General features: G+C 62.3%; 18 protein-coding genes and 1 riboswitch. Of the genes, 12 read left to right on the top strand and 6 right to left on the bottom strand.

All coding sequences use genetic code 11. From position 1 onward, the window contains the following. Positions 1–62: 62 nt before the first annotated feature. From PYR71_RS07580 to PYR71_RS07565, 4 genes are read right to left on the bottom strand one after another with little or no spacing between them, the layout of a single operon-like run. On the bottom strand, positions 63–617 hold the full coding sequence (locus PYR71_RS07580; protein ID WP_275618851.1) for a hypothetical protein: 555 nt from the start codon (positions 615–617) through the stop codon (positions 63–65). Between the two features lie 45 nt (positions 618–662). Further along, positions 663–1,130 carry a hypothetical protein gene (locus PYR71_RS07575; protein ID WP_097664060.1) on the bottom strand — a complete coding sequence of 156 codons (468 nt, stop codon included), beginning with the start codon at positions 1,128–1,130 and terminating at the stop codon, positions 663–665. Between the two features lie 13 nt (positions 1,131–1,143). Further along, positions 1,144–2,865: a ShlB/FhaC/HecB family hemolysin secretion/activation protein gene (locus PYR71_RS07570; RefSeq protein WP_275618850.1), complete on the bottom strand. Its 1,722-nt coding sequence runs from the start codon at positions 2,863–2,865 to the stop codon at positions 1,144–1,146. Positions 2,866–2,878: 13 nt separating this feature from the next. Then, positions 2,879–3,472 carry an invasion associated locus B family protein gene (locus PYR71_RS07565; RefSeq protein ID WP_275618849.1) on the bottom strand — a complete coding sequence of 198 codons (594 nt, stop codon included), beginning with the start codon at positions 3,470–3,472 and terminating at the stop codon, positions 2,879–2,881. Positions 3,473–4,141: 669 nt separating this feature from the next. Then, a riboswitch (TPP riboswitch) is annotated at positions 4,142–4,238 on the top strand. A 42-nt stretch (positions 4,239–4,280) separates the two neighbouring features. Here PYR71_RS07565 and thiM point away from each other — a divergent pair. The 11 genes from thiM (at position 4,281) to PYR71_RS07510 (ending at position 14,338) form a co-directional block, all read left to right on the top strand. Beyond that, a complete protein-coding gene (gene thiM / locus PYR71_RS07560) occupies positions 4,281–5,084 on the top strand; it encodes a hydroxyethylthiazole kinase (RefSeq protein ID WP_275618848.1) in 804 nt (267 codons plus the stop codon). Next, positions 5,081–5,716: a thiamine phosphate synthase gene (gene thiE, locus PYR71_RS07555; protein ID WP_275618847.1), complete on the top strand. Its 636-nt coding sequence runs from the start codon at positions 5,081–5,083 to the stop codon at positions 5,714–5,716. Before thiM ends, thiE begins: the two co-directional genes overlap by 4 nt. Beyond that, positions 5,713–6,546, top strand: a complete 834-nt coding sequence (gene thiD / locus PYR71_RS07550; RefSeq protein ID WP_275618846.1) for a bifunctional hydroxymethylpyrimidine kinase/phosphomethylpyrimidine kinase — start codon at positions 5,713–5,715, stop codon at positions 6,544–6,546. Before thiE ends, thiD begins: the two co-directional genes overlap by 4 nt. A 216-nt stretch (positions 6,547–6,762) precedes the next feature. Next, positions 6,763–7,242, top strand: a complete 480-nt coding sequence (locus PYR71_RS07545; protein ID WP_275618845.1) for a GNAT family N-acetyltransferase — start codon at positions 6,763–6,765, stop codon at positions 7,240–7,242. A gap of 24 nt (positions 7,243–7,266) precedes the next feature. Further along, positions 7,267–8,289 (top strand): glycoside hydrolase family 3 N-terminal domain-containing protein, encoded by a 1,023-nt coding sequence (locus PYR71_RS07540; RefSeq protein WP_275618844.1) that lies wholly within the window; start codon positions 7,267–7,269, stop codon positions 8,287–8,289. 44 nt (positions 8,290–8,333) lie between these two features. Next, on the top strand, positions 8,334–9,980 hold the full coding sequence (locus tag PYR71_RS07535) for an ABC transporter substrate-binding protein (protein WP_275618843.1): 1,647 nt from the start codon (positions 8,334–8,336) through the stop codon (positions 9,978–9,980). A 57-nt stretch (positions 9,981–10,037) separates the two neighbouring features. Beyond that, on the top strand, positions 10,038–11,015 hold the full coding sequence (locus PYR71_RS07530) for an ABC transporter permease (protein ID WP_275618842.1): 978 nt from the start codon (positions 10,038–10,040) through the stop codon (positions 11,013–11,015). Between the two features lies 1 nt (position 11,016). Then, positions 11,017–11,895 carry an ABC transporter permease gene (locus tag PYR71_RS07525; protein WP_275618841.1) on the top strand — a complete coding sequence of 293 codons (879 nt, stop codon included), beginning with the start codon at positions 11,017–11,019 and terminating at the stop codon, positions 11,893–11,895. Next, entirely contained in the window at positions 11,892–12,695 is an 804-nt protein-coding gene (locus PYR71_RS07520; RefSeq protein ID WP_275618840.1) for an ABC transporter ATP-binding protein, read from the top strand. The genes PYR71_RS07525 and PYR71_RS07520 overlap by 4 nt, the downstream gene beginning before the upstream one ends. Next, positions 12,692–13,591 (top strand): ABC transporter ATP-binding protein, encoded by a 900-nt coding sequence (locus tag PYR71_RS07515; RefSeq protein WP_275618839.1) that lies wholly within the window; start codon positions 12,692–12,694, stop codon positions 13,589–13,591. Before PYR71_RS07520 ends, PYR71_RS07515 begins: the two co-directional genes overlap by 4 nt. 69 nt (positions 13,592–13,660) lie before the next feature. Further along, on the top strand, positions 13,661–14,338 hold the full coding sequence (locus tag PYR71_RS07510; protein WP_275618838.1) for a spermidine synthase: 678 nt from the start codon (positions 13,661–13,663) through the stop codon (positions 14,336–14,338). 6 nt (positions 14,339–14,344) lie between these two features. Here the strand turns inward: PYR71_RS07510 and PYR71_RS07505 are convergent, their stop codons facing one another. Both PYR71_RS07505 and PYR71_RS07500 read right to left on the bottom strand, forming a co-directional pair. After that, a complete protein-coding gene (locus tag PYR71_RS07505; RefSeq protein WP_275618837.1) occupies positions 14,345–15,139 on the bottom strand; it encodes an HpcH/HpaI aldolase family protein in 795 nt (264 codons plus the stop codon). Between the two features lie 62 nt (positions 15,140–15,201). Next, a complete protein-coding gene (locus tag PYR71_RS07500; RefSeq protein WP_275618836.1) occupies positions 15,202–15,402 on the bottom strand; it encodes a hypothetical protein in 201 nt (66 codons plus the stop codon). Positions 15,403–15,938: 536 nt separating this feature from the next. On the opposite strand from PYR71_RS07500, the gene PYR71_RS07495 reads away from it, so the two are divergent. Continuing rightward, positions 15,939–16,871 (top strand): hypothetical protein, encoded by a 933-nt coding sequence (locus PYR71_RS07495; RefSeq protein ID WP_275618835.1) that lies wholly within the window; start codon positions 15,939–15,941, stop codon positions 16,869–16,871. The last annotated feature ends 82 nt before the right edge of the window (positions 16,872–16,953 follow it).

The raw sequence follows: 16,953 nt of genomic DNA, 5'->3' as shown, positions 1-16,953 counted from the left end.
TTAGTCTCTAGATCAATCACGGCCCGGCACTGCCTTCGCTGGCAGCGCCTCGCCTCGTCTCGTTATTTCTGAGTGAGCCAGGTCTTCACATTGCGGGTGAAGGAATTGGAGAGCCTTTGGGCGAGAGCATCCTCTCCCTGCGACTGCGCGGCATTGATGGCCATGGCAATGACGATGCCGATTTCCCCATCTCCCCTCACGCCTTTGTCTTCGCCGCGAATGCTCTGGGCTTCGGCTATCAGCTGGCCTGTCTTGGCATCCTCCAGCCTCACCGTTCCCTGGATGTAGCTGTCGTTCCCGGCAATCACGCGTCCTGCCTTGCTCGACACATCGACCCTATGCAGGGTCACGATCAGACGGCCCTTGACCGGGCCGCCGGGCAGGCCGGTCAGCTCGCGCGCCATGGTGCTCTGCAATGTGCGCACCACCGCCGGCAGCTGCGGGTCCGGCTTTGTGCGGTCGAAAAAGCCGCCCATGGTGATATCGGGCGCCGTCTCGACACGGATCTGCGATACCGAGGTTTTCTTGAGGGCTGAAACCAACCGGGGATCGGCGGTGACGCAGGACGCCAGGGTCGCGGCCAGCAGGAGAAGGGCTAGAACACGCACGATACGCATAGGCGACTCCAGGATTTATTCACGAGTTCAATTTGTCTGCAGGACTCAGTCACGATTGTCCGACGACGATGCCGGCTTTGGCTTGCTGTCTAGATGCTTGTAGAGCTCGGTCAGCTGCGACTTCGGCGCCGGGCACCCCTTCGATTTGGCGATGCTGGTCAGGACATTGTTCCTGTTGCGCAGGGCATCGATCTCGACCTTCTCAGGCGATTTCGGGTCCATGAAAAACAGCGCCGGCAGAAACAGCAGCACACCGGTCGCCCCAAGCACGATGTTCTTGCCCTGCGCATCGGTGCGCTCCTTCACCGTCGAGGTGATCTGCCGTTCGTTCGCCTCGAATTCGCGGGTAATGCCGGCGCAGTCGAAGGCGCTGTCGGTCGGATTGGTCGAAGCGACCGGACGGGCCTCGCGTCCGGCGCAGCCGGCAAGAGCGATGGAAAGGGAAAGGATCAGCGCCGTCGGCCGCGAAAGGCTTTTGCCGCGCTTGATCGTCGAAGTGTCGTGGGTGGTCATTGTCTTGCTTTCGTTACCAATGCGTGGATGCGCTGAAATAAAAGAGCCCGCCGTCGACATCGTCGACGCTGCTGGCAAGGATGTCGGAATAGCCGAGGTCGGCGCTGATCGTGCCGCCGACGGCGCGGATCCCGGCGGTCCAGCCGGCAAGATCGCCGCCTGTCATGTCGAAGCGCTTCTGCGCGTAAACGTGGCCGTAGTCGAAGCCGAGATAGGGGCGCAGTTCGCCGAACGCCTTGGCGGCGGCGCCGCCGCTTTCGTTGGATTTCGTTCTCCAGACGATCTCGTTGTGGCTGAACACGCCGTTATTGCCGAAGAGCACGCTTTCGCGGGTGCCGCGGACATTGCTGTAGCTGCCGAGGGACATCTGCTCGGCGCCGAGAAGATTGTCCGGGGAATATTGGCCGCTGACGAGCGACGTCAGCTCGAACTGGCGGCCGATGGCCTGGAAGGGCTGCGTGACGGTGATGGTGGCGTTGAATTTCGAAAATCGCGGATCGGCATCTCCGGCGCCGGGCTCTCCTGCCTTGACGGCATCGAAAAGACCGAGCCCCCTGTCGTAGCTGGCATCAAAGACCCAGATACCGCCGAACATCCGCCGGGAATGGGAAATGCCAATCTCGCCGACCGTATAGCGGCGGCTGCCGACCTCGATCAGGTTGCCGAGCAGGAAGTTGTTCGTCTGCTTGTAGGTGAGGCTGCTGCGGACCGTCGTGATCGAATCCTTGTCGCGCATGACGACGCGATCGATGCCGATGCCGGCCTGCCCCGAATTGCCGGAGGTTTCGAGCGTACTGAAGTTTCCTTCGACGGCGCTTTCATATTGGTACCAGGAGCCGTTCAGCGAAACGGTGGAATAACCGTAAGGGACGCTGACGCTGCCGGAATAGCTGTTGCCATAGCCGTTTCCGTCATTCTCCCACGGATAGTCCGGACCGCTGTGCTCGTATGAGAAATTCCACAGGTCGTTGATGCCGAGCAGATCGTCGTAGCCGAGCGATGCCGAGCTGCGGGAAAAGCCGGTGCTCTCCTGCCCCATATTGTTGTTGCCGAGCGAGACATGCCATGGCCGGCCCGAACGGTTTTCGATATTGAGGATGGAGGTTCCGTCCTTGGGGCCGGGCAGCATGGCCGACTTGGCGTCGTTGGCCTGCAGCCGGTTTATCTGGTCGAGCCCCTGCTCGATGTCGCGGATATTGACGACCCGGCCGATCAGGCCGGGAAAGGCGCTCGCCAGCGACCCGTTGCCGACCGCTTTCTTGCCGTTGAGATAGATGTCGGACAGCGTGCCTTCGACGACGAGCAGGCGCAGTATCCTGGTCTTGCGGATATCCTGCTGAGGCACATAGGCCCGCGAGGTCACATAGCCGTGGTCGATATAGAGATGGGTGACATCCCTGAGCACCGCATTGATCTCGGCAAGCCCGACGCAGCGGTTGCCGTAAGGCGCCGTCACCTTGCTGATCTCTGCCGCCGAGAGAAGGTTCGCCCCGTTGATTTCGACGTGGGTGATGTCGAAACAGGCGCCATTCCCCTGGCTGGCGGGCAATGCTCCGTTTTCCGCATCCGCGCCGCCGCCCGGTGTCGCGCGCCGCAGGGCGTCCAGCCGCTGCGTCTGCGACCGCTCCTCCTGCCGGCGGTTGAAATCATCGGCTGGCGATTGCGCATAAGCAGGTGCGACCACCGTCACGAGGACGGCACCGGCGAGCAGGCAGTATCGAATTTCTGTGGTCATGGGTGAAATTCGGCTACTTCGCGGCAGTGGATTGGAGTTCATCGAGGGCCGGGCTCAGCCCTTTGAGCGAGAAGCGGATATTGACGTCCTGGCCGTTCATCAGCCGCACCAGCCCTTCGGCGGCCGAACCCTTCTTGAGCGCTGCGGCCACCTTCGCATCCAAGGCCTGCTGCGCCCAGCATCCGGCCTCGTTGCAATTGCGATAATCGAGTTTGGCGACTGGCTTGCCGCCCGCCTTGATCGCCAGGCCGGCGGGCAGGAAGACATTGAGCGGCAGAAGGGCGGTCAGCACCAGCCGCGGCTTGCCCTTGCTCTTGCCTTGAGGAGCGGCCGGCGCGGTGGCGATCGCCAGCGTCAGGACATTGACGTTCTTGCCGTCCTTGGCGACTTGCGCCACTTGCGCGACTTCGCAGGCTGCCGCGTCGCCGGAGCCCGTGCAGCGATAGTACCAGTCGTCGAATTTCTGCGATTTGATGGCCGGTGCCTGGCCTTGAACCACCGCATCGGGAGCTTGTGAAAGGGACGGGACGGAAGAGCCGAGGACTATCAGGAGGGAGGCGACGGTCCGATGGCATCCCGTCATGCGGTTTGTCAAAATATGGCCCATTAAAATTGCAACTTCAGGAGGATTTTATTTATATTCAAGGCCATATCGCTACAATCGATCGCACCGTCAACCTGAACGTGTCAGAACGGTAAAGTTTCGGTTAGATATTTGCGTCGCGTTTCCAGCAGTTAAATCCCTTTTAATCACCCTGGCTCTCCTGACGGACATTGACCGGGAAATCCGAGACTTGACGGTACGGAAATGACAAAAGCCATAAGACAACACGCAACTTACGCGGAGCTGTCCATCTGCTCGTCTGCATTGAAAAACCGTAGGAACAAACGCGAAGGATGAATAAACAAATACAATCTCAAATTAAGGCAATCTTCTGTGAAGAGCATATTCTCTTCACAGAAGATTGCCTGAACACACCCTTCTACAAACAAACACCAAACTGCGGCAAAGCGGGAGGCTATTGCGCACCATTAAATATCAAAGTGTATTTCACCTGAATTGCACTCATGGTCGCCGCTGTTATTACTGACCAAAAAGCGAGGCAAAGGCAGGGCGGGCCGAGGATGCCTTCGCGCAACGCTGCGGTCGCAACCCGAATCGTTGGGCTCTCCGGCTGGCAAGATTCGCTGATCATCCGCCCTGGCGCAGCCGCCCTCGATCGCGGAATGTCATTTTCGGGATGACAGCCGCGTCCTTCTCTGCGAAAAAGAGCGCGATGAGAGACAGGGGCGTTCGTCGATAGACGGGCTGAGAAGAACCCTTCGAACCTGAACCGGATAATGCCGGCGGAGGGAGTCGCTCGGGGCATCGCCGTAGACGCCGCCCCGCGCCTGCCCCGCCTGAAAGGGGCGCCATGCAGAGCAAGACCACCTCGGGAGCCATGCTGGAGGCGATGCGCGAAAAGCCGCCGCTCGTCCACTGCATCACCAATTACGTCGCCATGAACATCGCCGCCAATGTCCTGCTTGCATCCGGCGCTTCGCCCGCCATGGTGCACGCGGCTGAGGAAGCCGGCGAATTCGCCGGCATCGCGAGCGCGCTGACCGTCAATATCGGCACGCTGTCGACGCAATGGCTCGACGGCATGCGGGCGGCGGCGAAGGCCGCGGCCTCAGCCGGCAAACCCTGGGTGCTCGATCCGGTGGCGCATTATGCGACCGCCTTTCGCCGCCAAGCGGTTGCCGATCTGCTGGCGCTGAAGCCCACGATCATCCGCGGCAATGCTTCCGAGATCATCGCGCTTGCCGGCGGGGAGAGCCGCGGCCAGGGCGTCGACAGTCGCGATCCGGTCGAGCAGGCGGAGGATTCGGCCCGCCGGCTCGCGGAGCGGCAGCAGGCCATCGTCGCCGTCACCGGAGCCGTCGATTTCGTGACCGACGGTGCCAGGGCGGTGCGCATCAAGGGCGGATCGGTGCTGATGCCGCAGGTCACCGCGCTCGGCTGCTCGCTCACCTGCCTCGCTGGCGCCTTCGCCGCCACAGCGCCCGAGGATCTGTTCGGGGCGACGGTCGCTGCGCTTGCGATCTTTGCCGTCGCCGGCGAAGATGCCGCGCTCGGCGCGGCCGGTCCCGGCTCCTTTGCCTGGCGCTTCCTCGATGCGCTGGCGGCGCTCGACGGCGAAGCGCTGGATGCGAGGGCGAGGGTATCGATCGCATGAAGGCTTTCGACCTTTCGCTCTATATCGTGCTCGATCCGGATCTCTGCGCCCCTATCGGCATGGTCGAGACCGCCCGGCTTGCCGTTGCCGGCGGCGCGACGATCGTGCAGCTGCGCGACAAACGGGCCGGCACGCTGGAGATGATCGAAACCGGCCGAGCCTTGAAACAGGCGCTCGATGGCACCGGCGCCCGCCTCATCGTCAACGACGACGTCGAGGCGGCGATCGCCATCGGCGCCGACGGGTTGCATATCGGCCAGGAGGACCTGAACGCGCGCGCCGCGCGGGAGATGATCGGTCCCGACATGATCCTCGGCCTCTCGGTCGAAACCGAGGCGCTCGCCGCCGCCGTCGATCCGGGTCTCGTCGATTATACGGGCGTCGGCCCGGTGTTTGCGACGCCGACCAAGGCCGACCACAAGCAGCCGATCGGCTTTGATGGTCTCGCCAGACTGGTGCAGCTCTCGCCGGTGCCGTCCGTCGCCATCGGCGGGCTGAAGGCGGATTATGTGGCCGAAGTCTTTGCCGCCGGCGCCAAGGGGCTTGCCGTCGTCTCAGCCGTCTGCGGCACGCCGGATCCTGCGGCAGCTACACGCCGCATCGCTGCAGAAATCCGAAAGGTTCACACATGATCCGTAACGTCCTCTCCATCGCCGGCTCCGATCCCTCAGGCGGCGCCGGCATCCAGGCCGATCTCAAGGCCTTTTCCGCCCGCGGCGTCTACGGCATGGCGGTGCTGACCGCGCTGACGGCGCAGAACACCCAAGGGGTCACCGGCGTGCATCTGGTGCCGCCGCCATTCGTCGCCGACCAGATCGATGCCGTCTTTGCCGATGTGCGCGTTGATGCCGTCAAGATCGGCATGATCGCCAATGCCGCCATCGCCGAGGCCGTCGCCGCCGCACTTTCTAGAGCTCTGACCGCAGCAACCGCCAACGGGCGCAGCATTCCTGTCGTCCTCGATCCCGTGATGATCGCCAAGGGCGGGGCCGCCCTGCTCGTACCCGGAGCGGTTGACGTGCTGACCCTGCGGCTGCTGCCGCTTGCCACGCTGCTGACGCCGAACCTGCCGGAGGCCGCCGCGCTGCTGCACCAACCGGTCGCGAGGAACCGGTCTGAGATGGCCGCGCAGGCCGAACAGCTGCGCGCGCTCGGCCCGGCCGCGGTACTGGTGAAGGGCGGCCATCTCGCTGGCGACGACAGCCCCGACGTGCTGGCCGCCGCCGACGGCCTGCACTGGTTCGAAGCCCAGCGGGTGCCGACCAAGAACACGCACGGCACCGGCTGCACGCTGTCGAGCGCGCTGGCGGCCGAGCTTGCCAAGGGCGCTTCGGCGCGGGAGGCGGTGGCTGTTGCCAAGGACTATCTCGCCGGCGCCATCGCAGCATCAGGAAGCCTTACCGTCGGCTCCGGCCACGGCCCGGTGCAGCATTTTCATGCACTCTGGAAAGACGGTGCATAAGCGCTCGGATCGACGAACCGCTCCCATCGAACGGCCCGGGTCTCCCCGGGCCGTTTTCGCCTGTGCCAGCCACTTGCATTGATCGCGCAGTCCAAAGCGGCTGCATCACCGGCGCCAATTGAAAAACCCTGTTGACAAGCCCGGCGAGATGGCCAAGTCTATGACATAAGAGGGATATATATTCCGTAACTACGGAATTACAGGAGGAATGTCGGGGTGCCAGACCTGCTTGTGAGCCTGTATTCCGCAAAGCTTGCCGAGCTGAAACAGAGAGCCGACAACGTCGGCGCCGCCATCCGCCCGGCACTCCCCCCGGAACTGCATCTCGTCGTCAACTGGGTTCGCGAACGGTTCAGCGAGAACTGGGCAAGCGAGGTCTCGGTCGCCTTCTCCCGCCAGCCCGTCGCTTGCCTGATCGCCGTCGAGGGTCGAGAACTGCTCGGCTTTGCCTGCTACGACACGACGGCCCGCGGCTTCTTCGGACCGACCGGCGTTGACCCGCAAGCGCGCGGCAAGGGCATCGGGCTCGCGCTGTTTTCCGCCTGCCTTCAGACTATGAGAGCGCTCGGCCATGCCTATGCCTTCATCGGCGATGCCGGTCCCATCGATTTTTACGCCAGGACCGCAGGCGCCATCACCATCCCGGCCCCCGACAAGGGCATCTACGAAGGCATGCTGAGAAGCATGCCGCAATGACCATCTGATACCGGAGTACTAGACTTGTCCTCGACCCCGCTCGCCCTTTTTGTCGGCCTTCCCAATCCGGTTCTTTCGGATGATGAATTTGCGCTCTTTCGCGAGACCAATCCGCTCGGCCTCTTCGTCGGCCGGCGCAATCAGCGCGAGCCGGCGCAGACCAAGCGGCTGATCGAACGCTTTCGCGAAGCCGTAGACCGAGACGACGCCCCCGTCTTCACCGACCAGGAGGGCGGCCGCGTCCAGCATCTCGATGCCGGCCCCTGGCCGCTCTTCCGCAGCTTCGGCCAGTTTGCCGAACTGGCGCGCCGCGATTTCGAGCTCGGCAAACGAGCCCTGCGCCTTTCCTCCCAGGCCATGGGGGCGATGATGACGGAACTTGGCCTTTCCAGCGGCTGCTCGCCCGTTCTCGACCTCGTCTTCGAGACGACGAGCGCGGTGATCGGCGCCCGCTCCTTCGGCCCGGATCCCGATGTCATCGCGGCCCTCGGCCGCGAGGTGGTCGACGGCCTGCTCGAGACCGGCAACATGCCTGTGATGAAGCACATTCCCGGCCATGGCCGCGCGACGCTCGACTCGCACAAGGAGCGTCCGGTCGTCGACGCCAGCCGCGAGACGCTCATCGCCACCGATTTCAAGCCCTTCGTCGCGCTGAAGGACACGCCTTGGGCGATGGTCGCCCATGTCGTCTACTCCGCCTACCATGGGGAATTGCCGGCCTCCGTCTCGCCTGTCATGCACGACGTCATCCGCAACGATCTAGGTTATGACGGTGTGCTGATCTCCGACTGCATCTTCATGGAGTCGCTCTCCGGCACGCTGCCGGAGCGCGTGAGCCAAGTGCTCGACGCAGGTTTCGACATCGCGCTGCACAGCCATGGCGACATTCCCGAAAGCGAAGCCGCTGCCAAAGCCGCCCGCCCACTGACGGATGCCGCGCTGCAGCGCATCGCCGCCGGCAAGGCCCGCCTCGGCAATCTCAAGATCGACGTCCGCGCCGCCCACCGCCAAGTCGAAGACATGTTTGCCAGCGCCTCGGTCTCCTGACCGGCGCGCCATCTCTCACCGCATAAGAAAAAGGGGAATAGAACATGAAAAAATATCTTCTTGCCGCCGCCGCGCTGTCGCTGCTTTCGGGCTCTGCCATGGCGCAGACGATCCTGACGGCGAATATCGAACCGGCGACGACCTGGGTTCGCAACTTCAACCCGTTCAACCAGACATCAGCGCGCCAGTCGACGCTCGATTTCATCTATGAGCCGCTTGTTATTTTCAACCGCTTCGACAGCAACAAGCCGGTCTATCGTCTGGCCGAAAGCTTCAAGTTGTCCGACGACCTGAAGAGCATTGAGTTCAAGCTGCGCCCCGACCTGAAATGGTCGGACGGCAAGCCGCTGACCTCAGCCGACGTCAAGTTCACCTATGATTACCTGAAGAAATTCCCGGCGCTCGACTTCGTCAGCATCTGGACGTTCGTCACCGACGTCCAGGCCGTCGACACCCAGACCGTGCGCTTCACGCTCGCCAATCCGAGTTCACTCGCCGCCGAACAGATCTCGCAGCTGCCGATCGTTCCCGAACATGCCTGGAAGGACGTCGCCGACCCGGTCACCTTCGCCAACGAAAACCCGGTCGGCAGCGGTCCGTTGACCGAAGTGCCGCGCTTCAACGGCCAGACCTACGACCAGTGCCGCAATCCGAACTACTGGGACAATGCGCATCTAAAGGTCGATTGCATGCGCTTCCCGCAGCTTGCCGACAACAACCAGATGCTGACGGCAACGGCCGACGGCACGCTCGACTGGGGCGTCTCCTTCATTCCCGATATCGACAATGTCTATGTGTCGAAGGACCCGGCGCATTTCCACTATTGGTATTCGCCGAGCAGCATGGTCGCCTTCCTGTTCAATTTGGAAACAGCGAACGAGAACAACAAGAAGGCCTTCAACGACCTGAAATTCCGGCGTGCCGTGTCGATGGCGCTCGACCGCAAGACGATGATCGACGTCGCCGGCTATGGCTATCCGACGCTGAACGAAGATCCCGGCCTGATGGGCGAGCTTTACAAGAGCTGGGCGGATCCGTCCGTCAAGGCCGACTTCGGCAAGTTCGCTACCTATGACGCCGACGCCGCCAAGGCGCTGCTCGACGAGGCCGGCTACAAGGACAAGGACGGCGACGGCTTCCGCGACAATCCCGACGGCAGCAAGATCTCCTTCTCGATCATTGTCCCGAACTCCTGGACCGACTGGGTCGACACCGTCAACATCGCTGTCGAAGGCATGCAGGCGATCGGCCTCGACGCCAAGATCGAAACGCCCGAAGAAGCAGTCTGGACCGGCAATCTCATCAACGGCAGCTTCGATGCGGCGATCAACAGCCTGCCGGCATCGGCCTCGCCCTACTACCCCTACAAGCGCGCCTTCAGCGCTTCGGACAAGGGCAAGACGCGCTTTACCGCGCAGCGCTGGTTCAATCCCGATGTCGAGAAGCTCGTCACCGAGTTCACCCATACCGCGGATTTCGCCAAGCAGAAGGAAACGATGAACAAGGCACAGCGCATCGTCGCCGAAAACATGCCGATGATTCCGGTGTTCAACAACCCGAACTGGTATCAATACAACACCAAGCGCTTCACCGGCTGGTCGACCAAGGAAAACCCCTTCGTCAATCCGTCGATCTCGCGGACGAACCCGGCACGCCTCTTGAACCTGCTCGCGCTCGAGCCGGCCAAGTAAAGGCATTGATCCCGGGAGCGGTGATTTCAACGCCGCTCCCGCCATGACGGAGTTCCCATGGCTTTCCTGCTTCGCCGCCTCGTCTTCTACATGGCAGCCTTCATCGCGGCAGCGACGATCAATTTCTTCCTGCCCCGGCTGATGCCGGGCGATCCGGTGCAGATCATGTTTTCGAGCGCCGGCACCGAATTGCCGCCGGAAAGCCTGCAGGCGCTGAAGCTGACCTTCGGCTTCGTCGATGGGCCGCTCTGGCAGCAATATCTCACCTATCTCGGCAGCATCTTCACCGGCGATCTCGGCCGCTCGATCAAATATTTCCCGCTGCCGGTCACCTCCGTGCTCGGCCATGCGCTGGTCTGGACGGTCGGCCTGATGGGAACTGCGACAATCATCAGCTTCGCGCTCGGCACCTTGCTCGGCATCCTGGCCGCCTGGCGCCGCGGCAGCAGGTTCGATGTCGTCGTTTCCGTCGGCGCGATCTTCGCCACCTCGGTGCCGGCGGTCGTCACCTCGCTGATCGTGCTCTTCGTCTTCGGCTTCACGCTCGGCTGGTTCCCGAACGGCTATGCCGCCGATCCCTCGCTCGATCCGGCCTTCAGCCTGCAGTATCTCGGCAGCGTCGCCTATCACGGCCTCCTGCCAATGGTCACCCTCTGCACCGTGCTGATCGGCGGCTTCACCGTCACCATGCGCAACAACATGATCAACCTGCTCGGCGAGGACTATATCGTCATGGCCCGCGCCAAGGGTCTGTCCGACCGACATGTGATGCTCTGGTATGCGGCGCGCAACGCTCTGCTGCCGGCCGTCTCCAGCCTTGCCATCGCCATTGGCACCATTCTCGGCGGCTCGCTGGTGACCGAGGTCGTCTACAACTATCCCGGCCTCGGCAACATTCTCTACCAGGCGATCCTCGCCCGCGACTATCCGGTCATCCAGGGCCAGCTACTGATCATGACCGCGACCATGCTGATCGCCAATTTCATCGTCGACGTCAGCTATGTCATGCTCGACCCGCGGCTGAAGGGGGCGTGAGATGAAGATCCTGCTTCGAAACCGCAAGGCGCTCACCGGCCTCGTCATCATCGCTTTCATTGTCATCGTCGCGATCGCAGCGCCGCTGCTGACCCAATACGACCCCGCCGCCCGCACCGGGCGGCCGCATCAGCCGCCGTCGCTCGACCATATTCTCGGCACCACCCGCATCGGCCAGGACGTCTTCGCCCGGCTGATCTACGGCGCCCGCACTTCGCTGGCCGTCGGCTTCGGCGCAGGCCTGCTGATCACGCTCGCCGGCACCGCGCTCGGCATCATCTCCGGCTATCGCGGCGGCAAGACCGACGAGGTCATCAGCTTCTTCACCAATATGGTGCTGGTCGTTCCCAACCTGCCGCTGCTGCTGGTGCTCGCCGCCTTCATCGGCCAGGCAAGCCCGCTCGTCATCGCCCTGATACTCGGCGCCACCTCCTGGGCATGGGGCGCCCGCGTCACCCGCGCCGAGACGCTCTCGGTCAAGCAGAAAGATTTCGTCAAATCGGCCGAGATGATGGGCGAGCCGCAATGGCGGATCATGACCTTCGAGATCTTCCCCAATGTGATCTCCATCGTCGGCATCAATTTCATTGGCAGCGTCATCTTCGCGATCATCACCGAGGCGACGCTGGAATTCCTCGGCCTCGGCGACCCCCGGGCGATCTCCTGGGGCACCGTGCTCTACAACGCGCAGAAGGCCTCGGCGCTTTCGGTCGGCGCCTGGTGGGATATTCTCACTCCCTGCTTCGCGCTCGCCTTCCTCGGCATCGGCATGTCGCTCCTGAATTTCGCCGTCGACGAGATCGCCAATCCGCGACTGCGCACCGGCAATCATCTGAAGCGCTGGTCGCTGCTCGTCCGCTCCGGGGAGGGCCGCCTGTGACGCAACCGCTGCTTTCGGTGAGAAACCTCACCATCGACTATATCGGCGAAGAGAAGGATTTCCGCGCCGTCGACGACGTCAATTTCGACGTCGCGCCCGGTGAGGTCTTCGGGCTTGCCGGTGAATCCGGCTGCGGCAAGAGCACCATCGCCTTTGCCATCAGCCGCCTGCACAAGCCGCCGGCGCTGATCCGCAAGGAGAGCCGCATCCTGCTCGATGGCCGCGACGTACTCGATCTCGACCAGCGGGCGCTCGGCGCCTTCCGCTGGCGCGAGGTCGCCATGGTCTTCCAGAGCGCCATGAATTCGTTGAACCCCGTGCTGCGCATCGAGGCGCAATTCTACGACCTGCTGCGCACCCATAAAGGCATAAGCCGCGCGCAAGCCCGCGAGCGGACCGCCGAGATGCTGACGCTTGTCGATATCTCCCCGGATCGCATGCGCGACTATCCGCACCAGTTTTCCGGCGGCATGCGCCAGCGCATCGTCATCGCCATCTGCATGGCGCTCGATCCGAAGCTCGTCGTCATGGACGAGCCGACGACCGCGCTCGACGTCGTCGTCCAACGCGAAATCCTGCAGCGGATCAACGAGCTGCGCCGCCGCTTCGGCTTCTCCGTGCTGTTCATCACCCATGATCTCGGGCTGATGGCGCAGTTCTGCGATCGCATCGGGATCATGCTGTCCGGCAGGCTGGTGGAGCAGAACAACGCCGAGGCGATCTACCGGACGCCGGCGCACGACTATACGAAGAAGCTCTGGGCCTCCTTCCCGTCGCTTCATGGAGGCGTGCTGCTATGACCGAGGCCATCCTTGCGCTCGACACGGTGACCAAGACCTTCGGCCACGGCGCGTCCGCCGTTCATGCTGCCCGCTCAATCGCTTTTTCGCTGCGCGCCGGCCGCGCACTGGCTCTCGTCGGCGAATCCGGCAGCGGCAAGACCACCTGCGCCCGCATGGCGATGCGCGAATATTTGCCGACATCGGGCCGCATCCTCTACAAGGGCCGGCCGGTCGAGACGGCGAATGCCGCCGAGATCGCCCGCTACCGCCGCTCGGTGCAGATGATTTTCCAGGATCCGTTCGCCTCGCTGAACCCCGCCCATACCATCGCTCACCATCTTCGACGGCCGCTGAAGCTGCATCGCCCCGATATTAAGTGGACTGAAATCGACGCGACGATCCGCGAACTGCTGGAGCGCGTCAGGCTCGATCCCGATCTCGTCGCGCCCAGATATCCGCATGAGCTCTCCGGTGGCCAGCGCCAGCGCGTCAACATCGCCCGCGCGCTTGCCGTCAAGCCGGAAGTGATCGTTGCCGACGAGCCGACGTCGATGCTCGACGTCTCGGTGCGCCTCGGCGTGCTCAACCTGCTGAACGAAATGAAGCGGGAGATGAACCTCGGCCTGCTCTACATCACCCATGATATCGCCACCGCCCGTTATGTCGCGGAAGACATCGCCGTGATGTATGCCGGCCAGATCGTCGAATGGGGCAGCACTGCCCGGGTGATCGACAATCCGCTGCATCCCTATACCAGGCTGCTGCTCTCGGCCGTGCCCGATCCCGGCGTCCGCTTCGAAGATCCGAAGGCGCGGCTGAGGCCCGACGAGGTCGAGGAAATCCGCCGCCGTTCGGCCGCCCCGCAGGACGCTGTCGTCGAAGTAGAGCCTGGTCATTTCATGCGGGTGATCTGACGCCCGTTTGCTGGTTTCGCTCGTCTCCCTATGCTAGGGGAGCCTTTCTTCATATGAGGCGAAACTGTCATGCTTCCTTGGATCCAAGTCGATTCCGCGACCATCCCCGGCGAAGGAGGCGAACTCAGGCTGAAGCAGCGCGGCGGCGAATTCTCGATCATGCTCGGCGCCAACGAGCTGATGAACAGCCGTCTCAGCGGCTCGGAAGAAGCTCTCGCCACGCTGTCCTGGGAGCGGATCAAGACGCATCCGAAGCCGAGGGTGCTGATCGGCGGGCTCGGCATGGGTTTCACCCTGCGCGCCGCGCTTGCCGTCCTTCCCGATGATGCCGGCATCACGGTCGCCGAACTGGTGCCGGCTGTCGTCGCCTGGGCGCGCGGGCCGATGGCCGAGGTGTTCAAGGGCTGCCTCGACGATCCCCGCGTCGGCATTCATCAGGGCGATGTCGGCGAGGCGATCCGCGCCGGCAAGAGCGCCTACGATGCGATCCTGCTCGATGTCGACAACGGCCCGGACGGGCTGACCCGCAAATCCAACGACCGGCTCTACGATTTCGCCGGCCTGCGCGCCGCCAGCGACGCGCTTCGCCCCGGCGGCGTGCTCGCCGTCTGGTCATCCGGTCCAGACCCGAATTTCACCCGTCGCCTCAAGGACAGCGCCTTTGCCGTCGATGTCATCAATACTCGCGCCGGCCGCAAACGCGGCGCCCGCCACGTGATCTGGCTTGCGGTCAAAACGACTCGTTGACGAAGATCAGCTGCCGGAAGCGACCCGGCGGGCGGCATTGATGGCGCGGCGGGCGCCGGCGCGCAGTTGTATGGTCTCGGCGCCGGCGATCACCAGATCAAAGCCGAACTTCAGCAGTTCGCCGGCCCGCTCGCCATCGCCGGCATAGGCGCAGGCGAATTTGCCGTGGGCGCGGCAGCGCGCAACCGCGTGCTGCATGGCGCTGTCGATTTCGGCAGCGTTCGGTGCCACCTGATCGCCATTCGACAGCGCGATCGAAAGGTCGGCGGGGCCGACGAAAATACCGTCGACGCCTGTCACGCCAAGAATGCCGTCGATCGCATCGAGCGCGGCGCGGGTCTCGACCATGGCGATGGCGACGGTGAGGTCGTTGGCAGTCTTCAGATAAGCGTCGGCCGACAGGCCGCTATGGTTCAGTGCCAGGGACGGTCCCCAGCTGCGCTCGCCGAGAGGCGGATATTTCGTCGTCCGGACCAGGGCTCGCGCATCCTCGGCCGAATTGATCATCGGCGCAATGATGCCGGAGGCCCCGGCATCGAGCAGCCGCGAGGCGGAAGCGAAATCGCCGACCGGAATGCGCGCGATGGCCGGTTTGCCGGCAAGACGCGCCTGAGCAACGGCATTCGCCGCCGACTGCATATCCCACATGCCATGCTGCATATCGAGCACCACGGCATCGAACGCCTCCTGCGCCAGATGATTGACGAGCATCGCGTCGGGAATGCCGACCCAGGCGGAGATCATACCGCCCTTGTGCTTCCTGATACGCTCGGCAAAACCGTCGATTTCAGCTGCGCTCATGCCATTCTCCTCATTTCGACAGGCCGCAAGCGGCCGGATTGCCACCAAACGGCAGCAGCCATTCATCCTCTGCGGCGAAGCCGCGAGATGACGACCATCACGATGATGCCCGCCGCCGCCAGCATGGCGCCCCAGAGCATCCAGATCTTTTGGGCAATCATGAAACTCGACGCCGGATAGGGAAAATAGCCGCTTCCCTGCCCGATCCAGATCAGGCCGAACACGACCATGAGCAGTCCGATGACAAATCCGATGGTTCGCATGCTTCAGCCGCCTTCGCTATCGATTCGCCCCACAATGTCGGTCACCATCGGTGATGACAAGGCTTCTCCTGGGCACAAACGTCGGCGTTGAGCTAGCCACCCAGATCGGCGGGCATCAATGTGGCGCTTTTGAAATCCCGATATAGACCAGGAGAACGAAATACACCCGCCACTTACCGAAAGGCCTCTCTATTACTCATCTTGCATAGATCGGGAGGAAGAACTCCATCGAATCTCGCAAATTCGAAGCAATCACAACTCGCTGAAATCACTCAATTCTTTTTGGGGCAGCCTCTCATGCGCTTCAGCAACCCAGCCATGGTCATAGTGATTACCGCTGTACGCCCAATGAATGACTTTAGATTCGCGAAAATATCAACCACTATGAGCCGCGCACAATCCCAACTAACGAGTCCAAGGCCGAACCATATTGCTTGGCTTTTCTTTGGTCTCTCTGATGATGTTGCACGCGAATTCTGCTGGGTAGAGCACGCCGGACATTGCCGTGCTGGAGTTTCGATGAAAAAGGTGGCGCCATGACCCATATTGCACTTCGTTCCCTAGCCAAGGGAGTGGGTTCTTTTGTCCTTCCGCAACTGCGAAATACTCACGTAGAGGGGGGCACTGCTTCTGCGCGCCACTGTTATGACCTTTTCTTTCGCCACTACGGTCATCTAGCGCCTTGGCTGAACGGCAAAAGACCTGAAGTATTGGTCGAGGTCGGCCCCGGAAGTTCGCTTGGCGTTGGGCTTGCCGCATTGCTTGCGGGCGTCGACACGTACATCGGGCTGGATTTGCAAGACCACCGGAGCATCGAGCACGATCTTGAAGTGCTGAACGGTTTAATTGAACTCTTCGGCGAGCGGGCCGCATTTTGGGATAACACCGTATCGGGCGACATCTTTTTTCCGCCTTCACCAACAAACTTCACCTGGGATCGGATAGATGGGATCGTGCAACAGCGCCTCAGTGCGGAGGCAATCGACGCGCTGAAGGCGGACCTCGTGAATGGCAGCGAACGGTTAAAATTCGTCGCACCATGGACCGATTTCAACGTACTGCAGGCGGGTGTGGCTGACTGGCTGATGACGCATTCAGTCATGGAGCACGTGGACAACCTTGTTGATACCTATATCGCTATTGCCCGGTGGCTGAAGCCAGGAGGGTTTGCGACGCACCTGATCGACTTCCAATCTCACGGTCTGTCAAGCGACTGGAATGGGCACTGGGTTTTGAGCGCGCCCACGTGGACGATGATGCGTGGGCGACGACCCTACCTGATAAATCGGAAGTGGCGCAGCCATCACATCAATCTGATGCAGGAGAGCGGCTTCGAAATCCTTGCGGAACTCCAGTACATCCGTACGGACGGACTAGGACGGAAGGAATTTCGGGCGCCGTTCACGTCAATGCCAAATGGTGACGAAAAAGTTGCGATGAGTTTCTTTGTGACGAGAAAAATCGGCTAAGAGTCGGACTCGAAAAGGATTCAACTATATCCGTGTCTTGCGAGGCGCCTAGTGAGCATACGGATGTGGCGATGGTTATTCG

It is taken from the genome of Rhizobium mulingense (assembly GCF_029194105.1).
Lineage (GTDB): Bacteria > Pseudomonadota > Alphaproteobacteria > Rhizobiales > Rhizobiaceae > Rhizobium > Rhizobium mulingense.
This window is presented reverse-complemented; position numbering and strand designations above follow the sequence as displayed.